Origin of the sequence: Kribbella sandramycini (genome assembly GCF_013131805.1) — a bacterium.
Lineage (GTDB): Bacteria > Actinomycetota > Actinomycetes > Propionibacteriales > Kribbellaceae > Kribbella > Kribbella sandramycini.
Genome location: NZ_JABJRC010000001.1, coordinates 65,398 through 80,996, shown reverse-complemented (window position 1 = coordinate 80,996; position 15,599 = coordinate 65,398). Strand labels below are relative to the sequence as shown.

The following is a 15,599-nucleotide window of genomic DNA, read 5'->3' as shown; positions in this document are numbered from 1 at the left end:
GTGGAACGGGATCAGGATGTCGCGGTGCTCTACCGGCGGAGCTGGCCGCGGCTGATCGGCGTCCTGGTGTCCATCGGCGGCTCCCGGCCGGATGCGGAGGAGGTTGCGCAAGATGCGTTCGTGAAGCTGCTGGGACGCTGGGAGCAGATCAGCAAGTACGAGGACCCGGAGGCCTGGGTGCGCTCGGTCGCCGTCCGGACACTGATCAGCAGGCTCCGGCGGCAGCAGGTCGCGGCCAGGGCGCTGGCGAAGCTGACCGGCCGCCGCCCTGAGGTGGTCGCTCCACCGGACGGCGCCGCGCTCGACGTCGCATCCGCGCTGGCGGTGATCCCGCCCGCGCAGCGAGCGGTCGTCGTCCTGCATCACGTGATGGACCTGCCGCTCGATCAGATCGCCGAGGAGCTGCAGGTGCCGGTGGGAACGGTCAAATCCCGGCTGAACCGCGCTCGGCAAGCACTGCAACCCTTGCTGGAGGTGCCGGAGAATGCGTGAGCAGCTGACGGAGTACGTCGACGAGCAGACACCGGCCGAAGCGCCGCCGTTCGAGTACGTCGAACGCGCAGCACGCGGACGCCGGACGCGGAACCGCCTCACGGCCGCTGTGGTGGCAGCGGTCGTGATGGCCGCGGTTGCGACGTTCGCTGTCGTGGACCGGCCCCGGGCTGATCAGCAGCCGGTCGCACCGCCGACCGAGCAGGTCAAGCAGGACTTCTCCGACGGGCCGCCGCCAGAGAACTTTCGGTACAACAGCACGCTGATGGTGCTGCTGGGCGAAGTGCGGATCACCTCGATCACCGCACTGCCGGACCAGCCGATGTCGCTCCAAGTGACCGTTCCGCCGGGTAAATCCAGGTGTGTGCCGGACACGGTCGTTCAGATCCTGCACGAGGACGCCAAGTCGGTCCGGATCGCGGCCTACCGGTACCAGCTCGCGCCCGACCAGGTAGAGGATGTGAAGTGCGACCTGCTCGCAGCCCCGCGACCGGTCCAGCTGGAGCTGCAGCGCCCGCTGACCAACCGCACGGTGTACGCCGGTGCGGCCGGCTCGCGCGCCCTGCCCTACTAGACCTCGACCGTACGTCGCATCGCGTCGATGACCATGGACTCCGTCATGCCGACGGACAGGTAAAGCCCCAAGGCCGGAGTGGGGTTGTTGGTGTCGACGTGCAGCAGGGTGCCGGTGCGCCCGGCGGCCGCGTCGAGAGCGAACTGGTCGCGCAGCAGGAACTTGGCCAGGCCGAGGCCGCGCGCCTCCTCCAGGACGGCGAGGCGGGCGATGTACCCGCAATTCTCGTCCTCGACGAAGGCCTCGGTGTACTCGCGCATCGCGACCGCTTTGCCGTCCAGCTCCAGCACTGTCATGCCGGACCAGTCGAAGGTGGACTGCGCGTCGTGGGCGGCCTGCCACTGGTCGAAGAGCAGTTCGGTGAAGCCGAACTGCCCGATGAAGGCCGTGTTCAGCACCTCGTTGGCCGTCCGCTGGCTCTGCTCGTCGGGAGTCCCGCGGCGGATCGTGACACGCGGCGGGAGCTCCGGCTCCGGCACTGGTCCGTTGTGGTCGATGCGCATCCGGTGGAACGTCGTACCGACCTCGTAGCCGGCCGCGCTCAGCCGTGCGTGGCGGCCGGTGTCGGCCCGGTAGACGCCGGTGTCGAGTTTCACTGCCTGCTGCCCGTACGCCGCGCCGATCTCACGGGCCCGTCGGGTGATCTGCTCGAGCAGATACGCCTCCACCACCGGGTCGGGAGTCACGGCGTCCATGTCGATGACATGGCGGTCGCCGGTGCCGAACACCGAGCCGTAGCCGACCAGTCGGTCGCCATCGAAGACCAGCCAGCCGTCTGTCTCCGGTTCGAAGCCGGGCTCGGTCAGCTCGTCCACAGCGTCGTCGAGCGTGTAGTCGGCGAACCCCACGACAGAGGTGTTGTACTCGGCAACCAGAGCGAAGACAGCGTCCGCGTCGTCCTTGGCCGGCGGGCGAACGGAGTAGGTGTCAGGCAGTGCGGCAGTCATGCCCACATGGTGAACACAGACCGCCGCACTGTCGACAGATTTACGTCAGCAGGCCTTGACCCACTCGATCTCGGTCGCACAGGTCGACTCGGCGCCGCTGCGCTTGCTGCTCGGCGCGACAGCCGCCGGCGGGGCCTTCTCGCTCCAGGAGGCGAGCAGGACGCCGACCGCGTCCTCGACCGACCGCGGGGAGATCATGTAGTTGTTGCTCATCATCGAGAAGACCAGCTTGCGGCCGTCCTTGTCGGTGACGAACCCGCCCAGCGCGGTCGCGCCGGTCAGGGAGCCGGTCTTGGCGCGCAGGTTGTTCGCGGCCGGCGTGTTGGCCATCCGGGTGGCCAGGGTGCCGCCGACGAACCGCTCCGCGTTCCCAGCGACCGGCAGCGCGTTGTACCAGGTCTGGAACCACGGCTCCTGCTGGATGCTCAGCAGCAGGTTGGTGATCGCGTCACCGGTCACGTTGACCTTGCGGGACAGTCCGGAGCCGTCGGACAGCCGGATCGTCGCGGTGTCGACGCCCTTGGTCTTGACGTACTCGTTGACGACGCCCAGGCCGGCCGCCCAGGTCGGCTGCGACTTCTTGACCGCGCCCATGGTTTTCACCAGGTGCTCGGCGTGCATGTTGTTCGACAGCTTCATGAACGGCGTCAGGATCTGGCTGAGCGGCATCGACTCGTCGGTGGCCAGCACCCGGGCGCTCGCCAGCGGCGTCGTGGCGTCCTTGATCTTGCCGGTGACCTTGATGCCTTCGGCCGCGAGGGCCCGGCGGAACACGTCGGCGGCGTACAACTGCGGCTCCCAGACGGTCACCCACTGGGTTTTCTTGATCCCGCCGAGCGGGTAGGTGCCGCTGATCCGGATGATGTTCTTACCGTGCTCACGTTCCGCGACCAGAGCGTTGGTGGGGGAGCCGGCCGCGCTGGTGGTGGCGGTGTTGATCACCTGCAGGACGCCGTTACCCGGTACCAGCGTCGACTTGACCGCGTCGCCGACCGCCGCGCCCGGCAGCGTCTCGACGATCACCGTGCCGGTGTCGTACTCCTTGTTCGGTGCGAGGGTCAGCGCGGAGATCTGCGCCGAGTAGTACGACGACTCGTCGTCGCCCGACCAGCCGTCGCCGAGGCGGTTGCGGTCGAAGTAGCTGTCGTCGGCGACCAGGTTGCCGTCGACGCGGGTGACGCCGGCGGTCTTCAGCTTCTTGGCCAGGCCGACGTAGTCCTCTTCGAGGGTGGTCGGGTCGCCGTAGCCCTTCAGATAGAGGTCGCCGCGCAGCTTGCCGTTGCGCACCGGAGCGGTCGCCAGGACATCGGTGTGGAACTTGAAGTCCGGCCCGAGCACGCCCATGGCCGCCGCCGAGGTGAAGAGTTTGGTGTTCGAGGCCGGCATCAGCCGCGAGCCGCCGTTGCGGTTGTAGAGCACCTCACCGGTACCGGCGTCGCGGACGACGAGCTCGACCTGGGAGCCGACGTACCGGGTGTCGTTCAGCAGCTTGTTCAGTTCGGTCTGCAGCGCGGTTTCGTCGGCCTGCGCCGAGGATCCGGTCGACTGGACGACCAACCCTCCGGCGACCGCGGCGAGCACGACGCCCGCAGCGATCAGCTTGCGCCTTGAAACCCACGATGAATGTCTCACGCAAAACTCCTCAACCAGGCAGAATCCGACGACCGGCAGTCTTCCATCTACAGGGGGCTCGCCTGGCAGGTGAATCGATGGAAAACTGCAGGTACCGCCCATCTGAGGAGTGCCCCCATGCTTCGACGATTACTGACCGCCACGATCGCAGCGGCCGGCCTGGCCGCTGTACTGACCGCTCCGACGCAGCCGAGCGCCGCGGCTGCCGAACCGACTGCCGCCGGCGCAGTGTTCCCCACGACCGCGGTCGGTGAGGATTTCCCCGACCCGGACGTGTTCGAGAAGAACGGCACTTGGTACGCCTACTCGACCAACAACGGCCGCGGCCACGTCCCGGTCGCGACGGCGTCCAGCCCGACCGGCCCGTGGCAGATCCGCGGTGACGCGATGCCGGCCGGCCCTGCGCCCGGCTGGGCCAGGTCCGGTCGCACCTGGGCGCCGGACGTGCACCCGAACGACGATGGCACCTACACGCTCACCTACACCGCCTGGCATCGGGCGTCCGACAAGCAGTGCATTGGCGTCGCCACGGCGACATCGCCGCTCGGACCGTTCACTCCGGTCGGCACGACGCCGCTGATCTGCCCGCTCGACCTGGGTGGCGCGATCGACGCCAACACCTTCGTCGCGAACAACGGCGACCGCTACCTGGTCTGGAAGAACGATGGCAACGCGATTCAGCAGCCCTCGACGCTCTGGCTGACGAAGACGGCCGACAACGGCAAGACGCTGGCCGGCGGCAACTCCGCGCTGCTCACCTCGGAGGGCATCTCCGAGGCGCCGGACATCGTGCAGCGCAACGGACGTTACCTGCTGTTCTTCTCGACCAACGGCTACAGCGACTGCAACTACGAGACGACGTACGCGACGGCCTCCAGCTTGACTGGGCCGTGGACGATCGCACAACGGCCGCTGATGACGACCAAGAGCTTCGACGCGCACGTCTGCGGGCCGGGTGGAGCGGACTTCGTCGGCGACAAGGTCTTCCTGCACGGCTGGGTGAACGGCTCCCGGCACATGTATGTCGCCGACGTCGGCTGGCCGAACGACTTGCCGGTCGTCCGCGGTAGCCGCGTCCGTACCGAAGCCGAGAGCGGTCAGCTGAACCGCGCCGTGATTCGGGAGAATTCCGCGGGCGCCTCTGGTGGCCGAGCGGTCGGCTACATCGACTTCGCCGACTCCTGGGTGGAGAACCGCGTGTACGCCCCGGTCGCCGGTGGTTACACCGTCACCGTCAGGTACGCGAACGGCTCACAGGGCAACGCGAGCCACGGTCTGGTCGTCAATGGCACCAGCCAGGGCTCAGTCAGCTACCCCTGGACCGGCTGGAACCAGTGGACCGACGCCAAGGCCGCCCTGACCCTGCGGGCCGGCTGGAACACCATTCGGCTCACCAAGGGCGCCATGTACGCCGAGGTCGACTACCTAGAACTGCAGTAGCCAGCGGTTGCCGGGTCAGGGACCTACCGGGACAGACCCCGGCCCTGACCCGGGAACCACCCGTCCGCCGCGTGGCGCGACGCCGTCGGGGTGCACCATGCCTCGTAGGCTCGGTACCGACAGCGGAACGGACGGGGAGCACGACCAAGAATGGCGAAACCACCGGAACAGGTGTCCGGCGACCGGCGGCAGCGCGGTCCCGGCAAGCCGGTCTGGCTGGACCTGCGGCGCACCGGCCGCGGCCTGCAGGCCATGTTGTACGGCGGCATGGCCTCCCTGATCTCACTGGTCATCACGTTCTGGACGCTGCCGCAGATCAGCAGTGACGGCCGCCTGCCGATCCTGCGGCTCGTCGTGCTGCTGGCCGTCTTCAGCGTGATCATGCGCTGGGTGCTGGCTGGTGTGGCGATTCTGATCGGTTCGGTCGGCGTTCTGGTCGGCGGGCTGCTGTCCCAGTTCGGAGTGGTCTACCTGGGCATCACCGTCGACCCGGGCGTGAACCTGCACGGCGTCGAGGCGCCGCTGCTGGTGGCGATCGTGATGTCCTCGGTCAGCGCCTTCGTCGGCTGGTTCTTCTACGCCGGCAGCGACGACGCGTACGTCGCCGAGGTGATGCGCGTCGTGCACCGCCGGGCCCGCAAGCTCAAGGCCACGCCGAAGACAGGGATGCTGATCATCCAGATCGACGGCCTGTCCGCTCCGCTGCTGAACTGGATGGTCATGTCCGGCAACCTGCCGCACCTGGGCGGCTGGATCCGGGACGGCCGGCACTCGATGGTCGAGTGGCACACCGGCGTACCGGCGACCACGCCGGCCAGCCAGGCCGGCATTCTGCACGGCGGCTCCGGCCAGATCCCGGCGTTCCGGTGGTACGAGAAGGAAACCGGCCGGATCATGGTCACGAACCGCAGCCGGGACGCCGCCGAGATCGAGGCCCGGATGTCGACCGGCCGGGGCCTGCTCGCGGACGGCGGCGTCAGCATCAGCAACAACTGGTCGGGCGACGCAGAGCACTGTGAGCTGGTGTTCAGCCGCGCTGCGCTGCCGAACAGTCGCAGTCGCGGGTACGTCCGATTCTTCTCCAGCCCGCAGGGCGCTGCGCGCGGTCTGGTGCTCTGTGTGGCCGAGATGGTCAAGGAGCTGTTCCAGGCCCGCAGGCAGCGCCGCCGCAACCTAGTACCGCGGGTGAAGCGCGGTGGCGCGTACATCTTCCTGCGGGCAATCACCAACGTGTTGCTGCGCGATCTGAACGTCTCTCTGATCACCGACGAGCTCGTCAAGGGCACTCCGGTCATCTACTGCGATTTCGTCGACTACGACGAGGTGGCGCACCACGCCGGTCCGACGCGGCCGGAGTCCCTGCAGACGCTGGAGGGGTTGGACCGGGTGCTCGGTGCGCTGCAGCGGATCATCGACATCCTTCCCCACTCGTACGAGATCGTGATCGTCTCCGACCACGGCCAGAGCCAGGGGTCGACGTTCCTGCAGCGCTACGGCCGGACGTTGACCGAGGTGGTCGACGAGCTGGTCGACACCACCAAGGAGCCGGTCGCCGCGGTCGGGAAGTCCGAGGGCTGGGGCCCGGTGAATGCGTTCCTGACCGAGCTGTCGATGCGGCGCAGCGTGGCCGGCTCGGTGACTCGGAAGGCGCTGCACGGCAAGGCGACCGAGGGCGGCGTCGAGCTCGGCCCGAAGGACTGCGAGCCGCCTGCGAGCGCCGACGAGCAGATGGTCGTCACGGCGTCCGGCAACCTGGCGCTGATCTACCTGGCGACGACTCCGGGCCGGGTCCCGCTCGAAGAGGTCGAGCTGCTGCATCCGAAGCTGATCCCCGGTCTGGCGACTCACCCTGGTGTCGGGTTCGTCGTGGTGGACTCGCTGGCCGAGGGGCCGGTCGCGATCGGCCGCGCCGGCGTGCACGTCCTGAAGACCGGCCGGGTCGAGGGCGAGGACCCACTGGAGCGCTATGGAAGCTTTGCCCCGACGTCGATGCTCCGGCAGGCGGAGATGCCGCACAACGGCGACATCGTGGTGGTGAGCCGCGTCGACGACTACACCCAAGAGGTGGCCGCGTTCGAGGAGCTGGTCGGCTGCCACGGCGGCATCGGCGGCTGGCAGACGCAGGCCGTTCTGGTGCACCCGTCCCGCTGGGAGCTGAAGGATGCTCCCGTAGGCTCCGACGCGGTGCACGCACTGCTGATCGGCTGGCTCGAGCAGCTGGGGCAGCGCAAGGACACCGAGCAGCCGGTCGAGACGAAAGTAGAGGCCTGAGCGGTGCGAATCACCTGGTGGGGGCACGCCACCACCACCATCGAGGCGGACGGGACGCGGCTGCTGACCGACCCCGTGCTGACCTCGCGGCTCGCACATCTCCGCCGCCGCCGCGGCCCGGCTCCGACTGCCGAGGCCGGTCAGTGCCACGCCGTACTGGTCTCTCACATGCACTCCGACCATCTGCACCTACCGTCGCTGTCGATGGTCTCCCCGGAGGCTGCGCTGGTCGTTCCGCGCGGTGCGGCCAAGCTGATCCACCACGACTTCGGCGCGGGGTACTCCGACCGCTGTATCGAGGTTGCCCCCGGCAACCAGGTCCGAATCGGGACTCTCGACATCACCGTCGTCACCGCGCACCACGACGGCCGGCGGCTGCCGTGGTCGTCGTACGCCGGGCCGGCCGTCGGCTACCGCGTCGACAGCTCGCCCAGTGTCTGGTTCGCCGGTGACACCGACCTCTACGACAGCCTGGCCGCGGAGGCCGGTCCGGTCGACCTTGCGCTGGTTCCGGTCGGCGGCTGGGGGCCATCGCTCGGGCCTGGCCATCTGAACCCGGTGCGGGCCGCAGAGGCCGTGCAGCGGGTCAGCGCCCGTACTGCGGTCCCGATTCACTTCGGGACGTTCTGGCCGATCGGCTGTGACTGGATGAAGCCGGAGCTGTTCCTGCCGCCGGGGGAGCAGTTCAAGACCGCAATGAACGAGCTGGACCCGACTGTGGCCGTCGCACTGCTGGCACCGGGGGAATCGACCGAGGTGACCACATGACTGGCGACGCGCATTTCGACCTCTGGTACCTGTTCGCACTGGCCGGTGCGGTGCTGATCGGCGCCGTCCTGCCAGTACTGCCGACCGGTGCGGCTGTCTCGGCCGGCGCAGTGCTCGCCTCCCACAGCAATCCGATCGGCCTGGTCGGTGTGCTGATTGCCGGTGCCGCAGGTGCGTACGTCGGCGATCTGATCGTGTACGCCGGTTGTCGCTTCGGCGGGGAGAAGCTGGCCAAGCGGGTCGGGTGGCTGCGCGACAACGCCAAGCTGGACGCCTTGCGCGAGCGGCTGGCCGAGCACGAGATCGGGGTGCTGCTGACGTCGCGGCTGATCCCCGGTGGGCGGGTGCCGGTTCTGCTGGCCGCGGGACTGGCCGGCTACCGCTGGGAGCGGTTCGCGCTGGTCGACCTGACCGCCTCGTCGTTGTGGGCTGCTGTCTACATGGCGATTGGTCTGCTCGGCTACGCGCTGTTCGACAAGCCGTGGCAGGGCATCGTGGCCGCGATCGTGCTCGTGGTGCTGGTGAGCGTAGTCAGCAGCCTGGTGCAAAAGGCTCGCCACAAGCGGGCCGCCGCCGTGTCAGAAGCCGAATGAGGCGTTCTTGAGCCGCTCGACGGAGTCACCGTCACCCTGTAGCTGAACGTCGGCCACCGACTGCCGTCCGAAGAAGAACAGCACCAGCTCGGCCGGCTCACCGACCACCGTGACCGAGCGGCCGTCGACCGGGCTCTTCGCGGTCGCCGTCGTACCGTCCGGCAACTGCAGGACCAGACCGGTCGGCGACTTACGGGTCATCGTCTTGGCCGCGACCCGGATCTGCTTCCACAGCCCGGCCTGCTGGTCGGCAGGCAGCGCGCGCACCGTGTACGCCGGCTGCGCGCGCCGGACGTCCTCGTGGTGGACGAAGTACTCGGTCGTGTTCAGCTGGTGGCCGATCAGCGGCAGCCCGTAGATCGAGGCCCGCGGCGGGCCGCTGCGGACCTTGTCGACCACGCCCGCGAAGCCGTAGCGCTCCTTGGCCTGGGCCATCCGCTTCTCGGTGGTGTTGGCCAGCGCGCTGATCATGATGCCCGGCCCGGCCATCGGGTCCGACTCGCGCACGTACAGGTGCACGGCGAGGTCGAACGTGTCCCACCCGTCGCACAGCGTCGGCTGGTCAGGGCCGAGCTCGTCGAAGAGGTCACACAGTGCAAGTCGCTCTACCCGGCTGTAGTCGGTCACAAAGCCGATCGTAGTTGTCGGTTGGTGGTGGCATGATGTCAATCGTTGTCATGTCTGTGGCAGCAGTTGGCACCTGACTGACCTGGAGCGTGTCTTGCCCGTCCCGAAAGTCCCTGACAAAGGGAGCGTGACCCGGCGCGGGTTCGCGGTCCTGCGGGTCGCCGTCTGGGAGGAGCCGTGGGTGTTCGCGCTCTCGGTGGCCGCCAGCATGCTGTACGGCGCGATGACGGTCGCGGACGGCTGGGCGCTCGGCTGGGCCACCGATCACGTCATCCGCCCGGCGCTGGAGCGCGGTGACACCACCTTCGGCGCGATCGCGGCGCTGGTGTCGCTGTTCCTCGGCATCGCGATCCTGCGCGCCATCGGCGTCATCGGCCGCCGGATCGGCGCCGGCGTCATGCAGTTCCGCCTACAGGCGACGTACCGGCGGCGCGTCACCCGGCAGTACCAGAAGCTCCCGCTGGAGTGGCACCACCAGCATCCGACCGGTCAGCTGCTTTCCAACGCGAACGCCGACGTCGAGTCGATCTGGTTCGTGATCGCGCCGCTCCCGATGGCCATCGGCGTTCTGGCCATGCTGGCGTTCGCGACGGTCGCGATGTTCATGGCCGATGTCTGGCTCGCGCTGGTCGGCTGTCTGGTCTTTCCGCTCGTCTTCGTCGCCAATGTGATCTTCCAGCGCATCCTGCAGCCGCTGGCCACCCGCGCGCAGCAGCTCCGTGCAGATGTCTCCGAGGTCGCGCACGAGTCGTTCGACGGCGCGCTGGTCGTGAAGACTCTCGGCCGCGAGGCTGCCGAGACGGAGCGCTTCCGGGCGCCGACGTACGCGCTGCGAGATGCGAACATCGCCGTGAACAAGGCGCGCGGCATGTTCGACCCGGTGATCGATGCGTTGCCGCGGGTCGGTGTGCTGATCGTTCTGCTCGTCGGTGTCGGCCGAGTGCGGTCCGGCGCTGCCGATGCCGGTGATGTCGTCCAGGTGGCGTTCCTGTTCACTCTGATCGGCTTCCCGATCCGGGCGCTCGGCTGGGTGCTTGGTGAGCTGCCGCGCTCGGTCGTCGGCTGGGACCGGGTGCAGCGCGTGCTGACGGCCGACGGCGGGATGGAGTACGGCGAGCAGCGGCTCACCACGACCGCTGCGGCCCGGCTGGATGTTTCCGGCCTCCGCTTCGGGTACCTGCCCGGTCGCGACGTGCTGAACGGCATGGACTTCGCTGTCGAACCAGGCCGGACGGTGGCAGTCGTCGGCCCGACCGGCGCGGGGAAGTCGACGATGACCACGCTGCTGACCCGGCTGGTCGACCCGGAGGAGGGCTCGGTCCAGATCGACGGAACCGACCTCCGCGAGCTGGCGCGAGGTGAGCTGGCCGGTTCGGTCGCGCTGGTCGCGCAGACGGCGTTCCTGTTCGACGACAGCATTCGCGGCAACATCACGCTGGGCGGCGACTACACCGACGACGACATCTGGGAGGCGCTGCGGATCGCGCAGGGCGACGGTTTCGTCAAGGCGCTGCCGGAGGGGCTCGACACCAAGGTCGGCGAGCGCGGCACGACCCTCTCCGGTGGGCAGCGGCAGCGGATCGCGCTGGCCCGCGCACTGGTACGCCGGCCGCGGCTGCTGATCCTGGACGACGCCACCAGCGCGGTCGACCCACAAGTCGAGGCCCGCATCCTGGCCGGGCTGCGCGCCGTCGTCCACGAGGACGCCGGGGCCGCGACGACCGTGCTGGTGATCGCCTACCGCAAAGCGACCATCTCACTCGCTGACGAGGTGCTGTTCCTCGACGAGGGCCGCATCACCGCACAGGGCACCCACACCGAGCTGCAGGAGACGTCGGCCGCGTACCGCGATCTGGTCGACGCCTACGAGAAGGACGCCGAGCGGCGTCAGGAAGAGGATCTGGACGAGGTGAGCGCATGAGTGCCGGTGAGGCGACGCGGCTCGACCACGGCGACGACGCCGGTGGGCTGGCGACGCTGCGGCAAGGGCTGCGCATCTCGCCCGAGCTGGCGCAGGGCTGGTTGGTTACTGCGCTGCTAGCGCTGACCATGACCGGCGGGCGGATCGTCATCCCGATCGCTGTCCAGCAGACGATCGACAAGGGCCTGTCCGGGCCAGGCGGGCCGGACATGTCGTTCGTCGCCTGGATGTGCGCGGTCTGTGCCGCCGGCATCCTGGTGACGGCCGGAGCGTCATACCTGACCACAGTGCGGCTGGCGGTCAACTCCGAGCGCGGTCTGGCGACCATGCGGCTGAAGGCGTTCCGGCATGTGCACGACCTGCCAGTGCTGACGCAGAGCACCGAGCGGCGTGGCGCACTGGTCAGCCGGGTGACCTCCGACGTCGATACGGTTTCGCAGTTCCTGCAGTTCGGTGGGTTCATCTTCCTGGTCAGCATCGGGCAGATGCTGCTGGCGACCGTGGTCATGTTCGTCTACTCGTGGCAGCTCGCGCTGGTCGTGCTGATCTGCTTCCTGCCGCTGTTCGCCAGCCTGCGGGCGCTACAGCGCCGGATGTCCGACGCGTACGGCGTCGTGCGGTCGAAGGTCGGCGAGATGCTGTCCGCGATCGCGGAGCCCGTCGTCGGTGCCCAGGTCGTCCGCGCCTACTCGATCGAGGGGCGTACCCAGGCCCGCATCGACGGCTCGGTCGACGACTACCGGCGGACGGCGACCAGCGCGCAGACGCTGACCGGTATCACGTTCTCGATCGGCGGTCTGGCGGCCGGTCTGGCCAACGCGGGCGTGCTGACGGCCGGCGTCCTGCTCGGCGTGGACGGGCAGGCGACGCTCGGTGAGATCCTCGCCTTCATGTTCCTGGTCGCCCTGTTCTCGGATCCGGTGCAGATCGCGACGCAGGTGCTCACCGACGCGCAGAGCGCCTTCGCCGGCTGGCGGCGGGTGCTCGGCGTGATCGCGACCCCGGCCGACGTCGTCGACCCAGGCGAGTCCGGTGTCACCCAGGCGCGCGGGCCGATCACGGTCGAGTTCGCGGACGTCGACTTTGCCTATCCGGACGGCGATCTGGTGTTGCGGGACGTCGACGTCCAGCTGCAGCCGCATCGGCGGGTGGCCGTCGTGGGGGAGACAGGCTCGGGGAAGACGACGTTCGCGAAGCTGCTGACCCGGCTGATGGATCCGACGTCCGGTGCGGTGCTGCTGGACGGCGTAGACGCGCGGGAGATCTCCTTCGCGTCGCTGCGCGAGCGAGTGGTGATGGTCCCGCAGGACGGCTACCTGTTCGACGCCTCCCTCGCGGAGAACGTCCGGTTCGGCCGGCCGGAGGTGACGGACGCCGAGCTGCTGGCAGCCTTCGAGTCGCTGGGGCTGACGGACTGGCTGGAGTCCTTGCCCGACGGGCTGAACTCGCCAGTCGGGCAGCGTGGTGAGTCCCTGTCGGCGGGCGAGCGTCAGCTGGTCGCGCTGGCGCGTGCCAACATCGCCGACCCCGATCTGCTCGTTCTGGACGAAGCGACCTCGGCTGTCGATCCTGGCACCGAAGTACGCGTCAATGCGGCGCTGGAGCGGCTGATGACCGGCCGGACGTCGGTCACCATCGCGCACCGGCTCTCCACCGCCGAAGCGGCCGACGAGGTGCTGGTCTTCGACAACGGCGAGATCGTCGAGCGCGGGCCGCACGCCGAGCTGGTCGCCGCCGGCGGTGTGTACTCGCGGCTGCACCAGAGCTGGATCGCCCAGCGCAGCGCCCTCTGATCAATAGCGGCCCCGTAGACGTACCGGGGCGCGGCCGGTCCCTGGGAGGGTCGAACCGGCCGCGCCCGGATCAGGTACGCGCGACACCGCAGTCAGGTCGGTGCCGAGGTACCCGGCTCAGGGTGTCGGGACAGTGCCGTTGGCTCCCGGCTGCGGGACCAGCAGGAACTCCACACCGCCCTTGTCGTCCACCGCGGCGTCCAGAATCTTGTCGTCCAGCGCGTTCGCCGCGTTCTGCTCGAGGAAGACGCGCGCACCGGCCTCCTCCACCACCTGGTCGCCCGGACGCGGCGCCTCGGTGGTGGTGACCGCCAATGCCGGATCCGCCGGGTTCTCCTGCGAGATCCGCACCCCGGCCCCCTCCGGCGCGCCTTCGACCCCCGTGATGCTCTTGATCACCAGAGTCGCGTTCTCAGTCAGGGTAAGCACAACCGCTCCAACCTCTCGACAACAATGTTGTCTCCGCCCCGTGCCCGATGATCCGCAGGCCAAACACCCGCACCGGAAAGTCGTGTGCATCCGACCGCCGCCATGGTGTGGGATTGGGGAATGGCACTCGAGTTGGCGACACCCACGGTCGACGGGCTGAGCAGCGCGATCGACGCGCTGCGCGACTGGCAGACCGACGGCAGCCCGCACCAGCTGCACCCCGGCGACCTGGGCTGGTTCTGGCGCTTCGGCGCCGAGAAGACCGCAGCCTCGACGCGGGTCTGGAGCCGCGACGGCGTAGTCCTGGCAGTCGGCCTGCTGGATGAGGTGGACATGCTGCGCGTCGCCCTGGCGCCGGATGCGCTACGCGACGAGGAGCTGACCCAGCAGCTCGTCACAGACCTCACCCAGCCGGAGCGTGGCTTGCTGCCGGCCGGCAAGGTCTACCTGGAGTCTCCGAACGGCTCACTGCTCAAAGAGCGGCTCGCCGCCGAAGGCTGGCAGCTCGACGCGCCTTGGGTGCCGGTGCGCCGTGATCTGACCGATCCGGTCGAGGACCCGGGCCTGCGGGTCGACCTGGTCGGTACCGAGGAGGCCCACGAGCGGGCGCTCGTCCAGCGCGAGTCGTTCGCCGGCTCGACCTTCACCGACGACCGCTGGTTCACCATGGCCGATGGCCCGTTGTACGCCGATGCCCGCTGCCTGCTCGGCCGCAACGAGCTCGGTGAGTCGGTCGCGGCCGTCACCGTCTGGTTCGCCGGCGCCGGCAAGCCGGGCTACCTGGAGCCGATGGGCGTGCACCGGATCCACCGCGGCCGGGGCTACGGCCGGGCGATCACGCTCGCCGCCGCGCGCACCCTGCGCGAGCTCGGCGCGTCGACCGCCTTCACCTACACCCCGGCGTCCAACGTCGGCGCGGTCGCCACGTACGAGTCCGCCGGTTTCGTCCGGCAGCCCGAGACCCGCGACCTGGTCCGCGAAGCCTAGACCGCGGCCGCCACGTCGTCGGCGGCCCGGAGCACCCGGAGAATGTTGCCGTTAGCAAGCTTCGCGAGGTCCTGGCCGCTCCAGCCGCGCCCGGCCAGGGCCTCGAACAGCACCGGGTACGACGACACGTCGGGCAGCTCCGCGGGCAGCGCGGGGACGCCGTCGTAGTCGCCGCCGATCCCGATGTGGTCGATCCCGGCCACCTCGCGGACATGCTCGACGTGCGCGACCACATCGGCCAGCGAGGCGACCGGCTCGGGCGTGCCGTAGAGCTCGGCGACCTTGGCCTGGTCGGCGGGCGAATGCGGGTCGAGGCCGTTGGCCTTCGCGACTTCGAGCGCTCCCGCGGCCCAGTCGGCGCACGCCTGGGAAACGAAGTACGGAACGAAGGTGACCATGCAGACGCCGTCGTTGGCGGCCAGCGTGGTGAGGACGTCGTCCGGGACGTTGCGCGGGACGTCGCAGACGGCGCGGGCCGACGAGTGGCTGAAGATCACCGGCGACGTGCTGACCCGCAGCGCGTGCCGCATCGTGTCGGCCGAGACATGTGACAGGTCGACGAGCATTCCGATCCGGTTCATTTCCCGGACGACCGCTTCGCCGAAGTCGTTCAGCCCGCCCAGCACCGGCTCGTCGGTCGCCGAGTCCGCCCAGGAGACGTTGTTGTTGTGCGTCAGCGTCATATAGCGGACGCCGAGCGCCCGCATCACCCGCAGTACGCCGAGGGACTCGCCGATCGAGTGGCCGCCCTCCATGCCCATCAGCGAAGCGACCCGGCCGGCCTTCATCGCGGCTTCCACCTCGTCCGCGGTCGTGGCGAGCTGCAGCGCGTCCGGGAAGCGTTCTACGAACCGCCGGACGAAATCGAGCTGTTCGAAGGTACGGCGGACGGCATGCTCGTCCTGCGGCACCCACAGCGACCAGAACTGCGCACCGACGTTCCCCTGCCGTAGCCGGGGCAGATCCGTGTGCAGTTGCGGCACCGAGCCGCTCAGGTCGTACGCGTCCAGGTCGTACTCGCACAGCTCGTAGAACGCGATGGGCAGGTCGTTGTGTCCGTCGATCACCGGGTGCATCCGTCCATCCTGTCAGGGGGTGGTCAAGACTGTCCGGGGGATCGGTGAC

14 protein-coding genes are annotated in these 15,599 nt (G+C 69.0%); 9 read left to right on the top strand and 5 right to left on the bottom strand.

Annotation, left to right across the window (positions count from 1 at the left end):
• Positions 1-24: 24 nt before the first annotated feature.
• A complete protein-coding gene (locus HPO96_RS00310; RefSeq protein ID WP_171669979.1) occupies positions 25-492 on the top strand; it encodes a sigma-70 family RNA polymerase sigma factor in 468 nt (155 codons plus the stop codon).
• Positions 485-1,066, top strand: coding sequence for a hypothetical protein (locus tag HPO96_RS00305; RefSeq protein ID WP_171669977.1), 582 nt, complete (start codon positions 485-487; stop codon positions 1,064-1,066). The genes HPO96_RS00310 and HPO96_RS00305 overlap by 8 nt, the downstream gene beginning before the upstream one ends.
• Here HPO96_RS00305 and HPO96_RS00300 read toward each other — a convergent pair.
• On the bottom strand, positions 1,063-2,013 hold the full coding sequence (locus HPO96_RS00300; RefSeq protein ID WP_171669976.1) for a GNAT family N-acetyltransferase: 951 nt from the start codon (positions 2,011-2,013) through the stop codon (positions 1,063-1,065). The two genes, HPO96_RS00305 and HPO96_RS00300, sit on opposite strands and share 4 nt — an antisense overlap.
• A 45-nt stretch (positions 2,014-2,058) precedes the next feature.
• Positions 2,059-3,645 carry a D-alanyl-D-alanine carboxypeptidase/D-alanyl-D-alanine endopeptidase gene (gene dacB, locus HPO96_RS00295; protein ID WP_337796447.1) on the bottom strand — a complete coding sequence of 529 codons (1,587 nt, stop codon included), beginning with the start codon at positions 3,643-3,645 and terminating at the stop codon, positions 2,059-2,061.
• 117 nt (positions 3,646-3,762) lie between these two features.
• On the opposite strand from dacB, the gene HPO96_RS00290 reads away from it, so the two are divergent.
• From HPO96_RS00290 to HPO96_RS00275, 4 genes are all read left to right on the top strand, one after another.
• Positions 3,763-5,085, top strand: a complete 1,323-nt coding sequence (locus HPO96_RS00290) for a family 43 glycosylhydrolase (RefSeq protein ID WP_171669972.1) — start codon at positions 3,763-3,765, stop codon at positions 5,083-5,085.
• 150 nt (positions 5,086-5,235) lie between these two features.
• Positions 5,236-7,356, top strand: coding sequence for an alkaline phosphatase family protein (locus HPO96_RS00285; protein WP_171669971.1), 2,121 nt, complete (start codon positions 5,236-5,238; stop codon positions 7,354-7,356).
• 3 nt (positions 7,357-7,359) lie between these two features.
• Positions 7,360-8,124 carry an MBL fold metallo-hydrolase gene (locus tag HPO96_RS00280; protein ID WP_171669969.1) on the top strand — a complete coding sequence of 255 codons (765 nt, stop codon included), beginning with the start codon at positions 7,360-7,362 and terminating at the stop codon, positions 8,122-8,124.
• Positions 8,121-8,717 (top strand): DedA family protein, encoded by a 597-nt coding sequence (locus HPO96_RS00275; protein ID WP_171669968.1) that lies wholly within the window; start codon positions 8,121-8,123, stop codon positions 8,715-8,717. The genes HPO96_RS00280 and HPO96_RS00275 overlap by 4 nt, the downstream gene beginning before the upstream one ends.
• Here HPO96_RS00275 and HPO96_RS00270 read toward each other — a convergent pair.
• Positions 8,703-9,344 carry a TIGR03085 family metal-binding protein gene (locus HPO96_RS00270; protein ID WP_171669966.1) on the bottom strand — a complete coding sequence of 214 codons (642 nt, stop codon included), beginning with the start codon at positions 9,342-9,344 and terminating at the stop codon, positions 8,703-8,705. The two genes, HPO96_RS00275 and HPO96_RS00270, sit on opposite strands and share 15 nt — an antisense overlap.
• Before the next feature lie 127 nt (positions 9,345-9,471).
• On the opposite strand from HPO96_RS00270, the gene HPO96_RS00265 reads away from it, so the two are divergent.
• Positions 9,472-11,265 (top strand): ABC transporter ATP-binding protein, encoded by a 1,794-nt coding sequence (locus tag HPO96_RS00265; RefSeq protein ID WP_337796446.1) that lies wholly within the window; start codon positions 9,472-9,474, stop codon positions 11,263-11,265.
• The gene (locus tag HPO96_RS00260) at positions 11,262-13,058 is read left to right on the top strand and encodes an ABC transporter ATP-binding protein (protein WP_171669962.1); all 1,797 of its coding nucleotides are present in this window, start codon (positions 11,262-11,264) and stop codon (positions 13,056-13,058) included. The genes HPO96_RS00265 and HPO96_RS00260 overlap by 4 nt, the downstream gene beginning before the upstream one ends.
• Positions 13,059-13,175: 117 nt before the next feature.
• Here the strand turns inward: HPO96_RS00260 and HPO96_RS00255 are convergent, their stop codons facing one another.
• Positions 13,176-13,487 carry a Fe-S cluster assembly protein HesB gene (locus tag HPO96_RS00255; protein ID WP_171669961.1) on the bottom strand — a complete coding sequence of 104 codons (312 nt, stop codon included), beginning with the start codon at positions 13,485-13,487 and terminating at the stop codon, positions 13,176-13,178.
• A gap of 120 nt (positions 13,488-13,607) precedes the next feature.
• Here HPO96_RS00255 and HPO96_RS00250 point away from each other — a divergent pair, with 120 nt between their 5' ends.
• Positions 13,608-14,474 (top strand): GNAT family N-acetyltransferase, encoded by an 867-nt coding sequence (locus HPO96_RS00250; protein ID WP_171669959.1) that lies wholly within the window; start codon positions 13,608-13,610, stop codon positions 14,472-14,474.
• On the opposite strand, the gene HPO96_RS00245 is transcribed toward HPO96_RS00250, so the two are convergent.
• Positions 14,471-15,550, bottom strand: a complete 1,080-nt coding sequence (locus HPO96_RS00245) for a dipeptidase (protein ID WP_171669957.1) — start codon at positions 15,548-15,550, stop codon at positions 14,471-14,473. The genes HPO96_RS00250 and HPO96_RS00245 overlap by 4 nt on opposite strands.
• Between the last annotated feature and the right edge of the window lie 49 nt (positions 15,551-15,599).

Coding starts and splice junctions, on each gene's coding strand:
- HPO96_RS00305 (WP_171669977.1), top strand. CDS start 485: ATGCGTGAGCAGCTGACGGAGTACGTCGACGAGCAGACACCGGCCGAA.
- HPO96_RS00300 (WP_171669976.1), bottom strand. CDS start 2,013: ATGACTGCCGCACTGCCTGACACCTACTCCGTTCGCCCGCCGGCCAAG.
- HPO96_RS00290 (WP_171669972.1), top strand. CDS start 3,763: ATGCTTCGACGATTACTGACCGCCACGATCGCAGCGGCCGGCCTGGCC.
- HPO96_RS00285 (WP_171669971.1), top strand. CDS start 5,236: ATGGCGAAACCACCGGAACAGGTGTCCGGCGACCGGCGGCAGCGCGGT.
- HPO96_RS00275 (WP_171669968.1), top strand. CDS start 8,121: ATGACTGGCGACGCGCATTTCGACCTCTGGTACCTGTTCGCACTGGCC.
- HPO96_RS00260 (WP_171669962.1), top strand. CDS start 11,262: ATGAGTGCCGGTGAGGCGACGCGGCTCGACCACGGCGACGACGCCGGT.
- HPO96_RS00250 (WP_171669959.1), top strand. CDS start 13,608: ATGGCACTCGAGTTGGCGACACCCACGGTCGACGGGCTGAGCAGCGCG.
- HPO96_RS00245 (WP_171669957.1), bottom strand. CDS start 15,550: ATGCACCCGGTGATCGACGGACACAACGACCTGCCCATCGCGTTCTAC.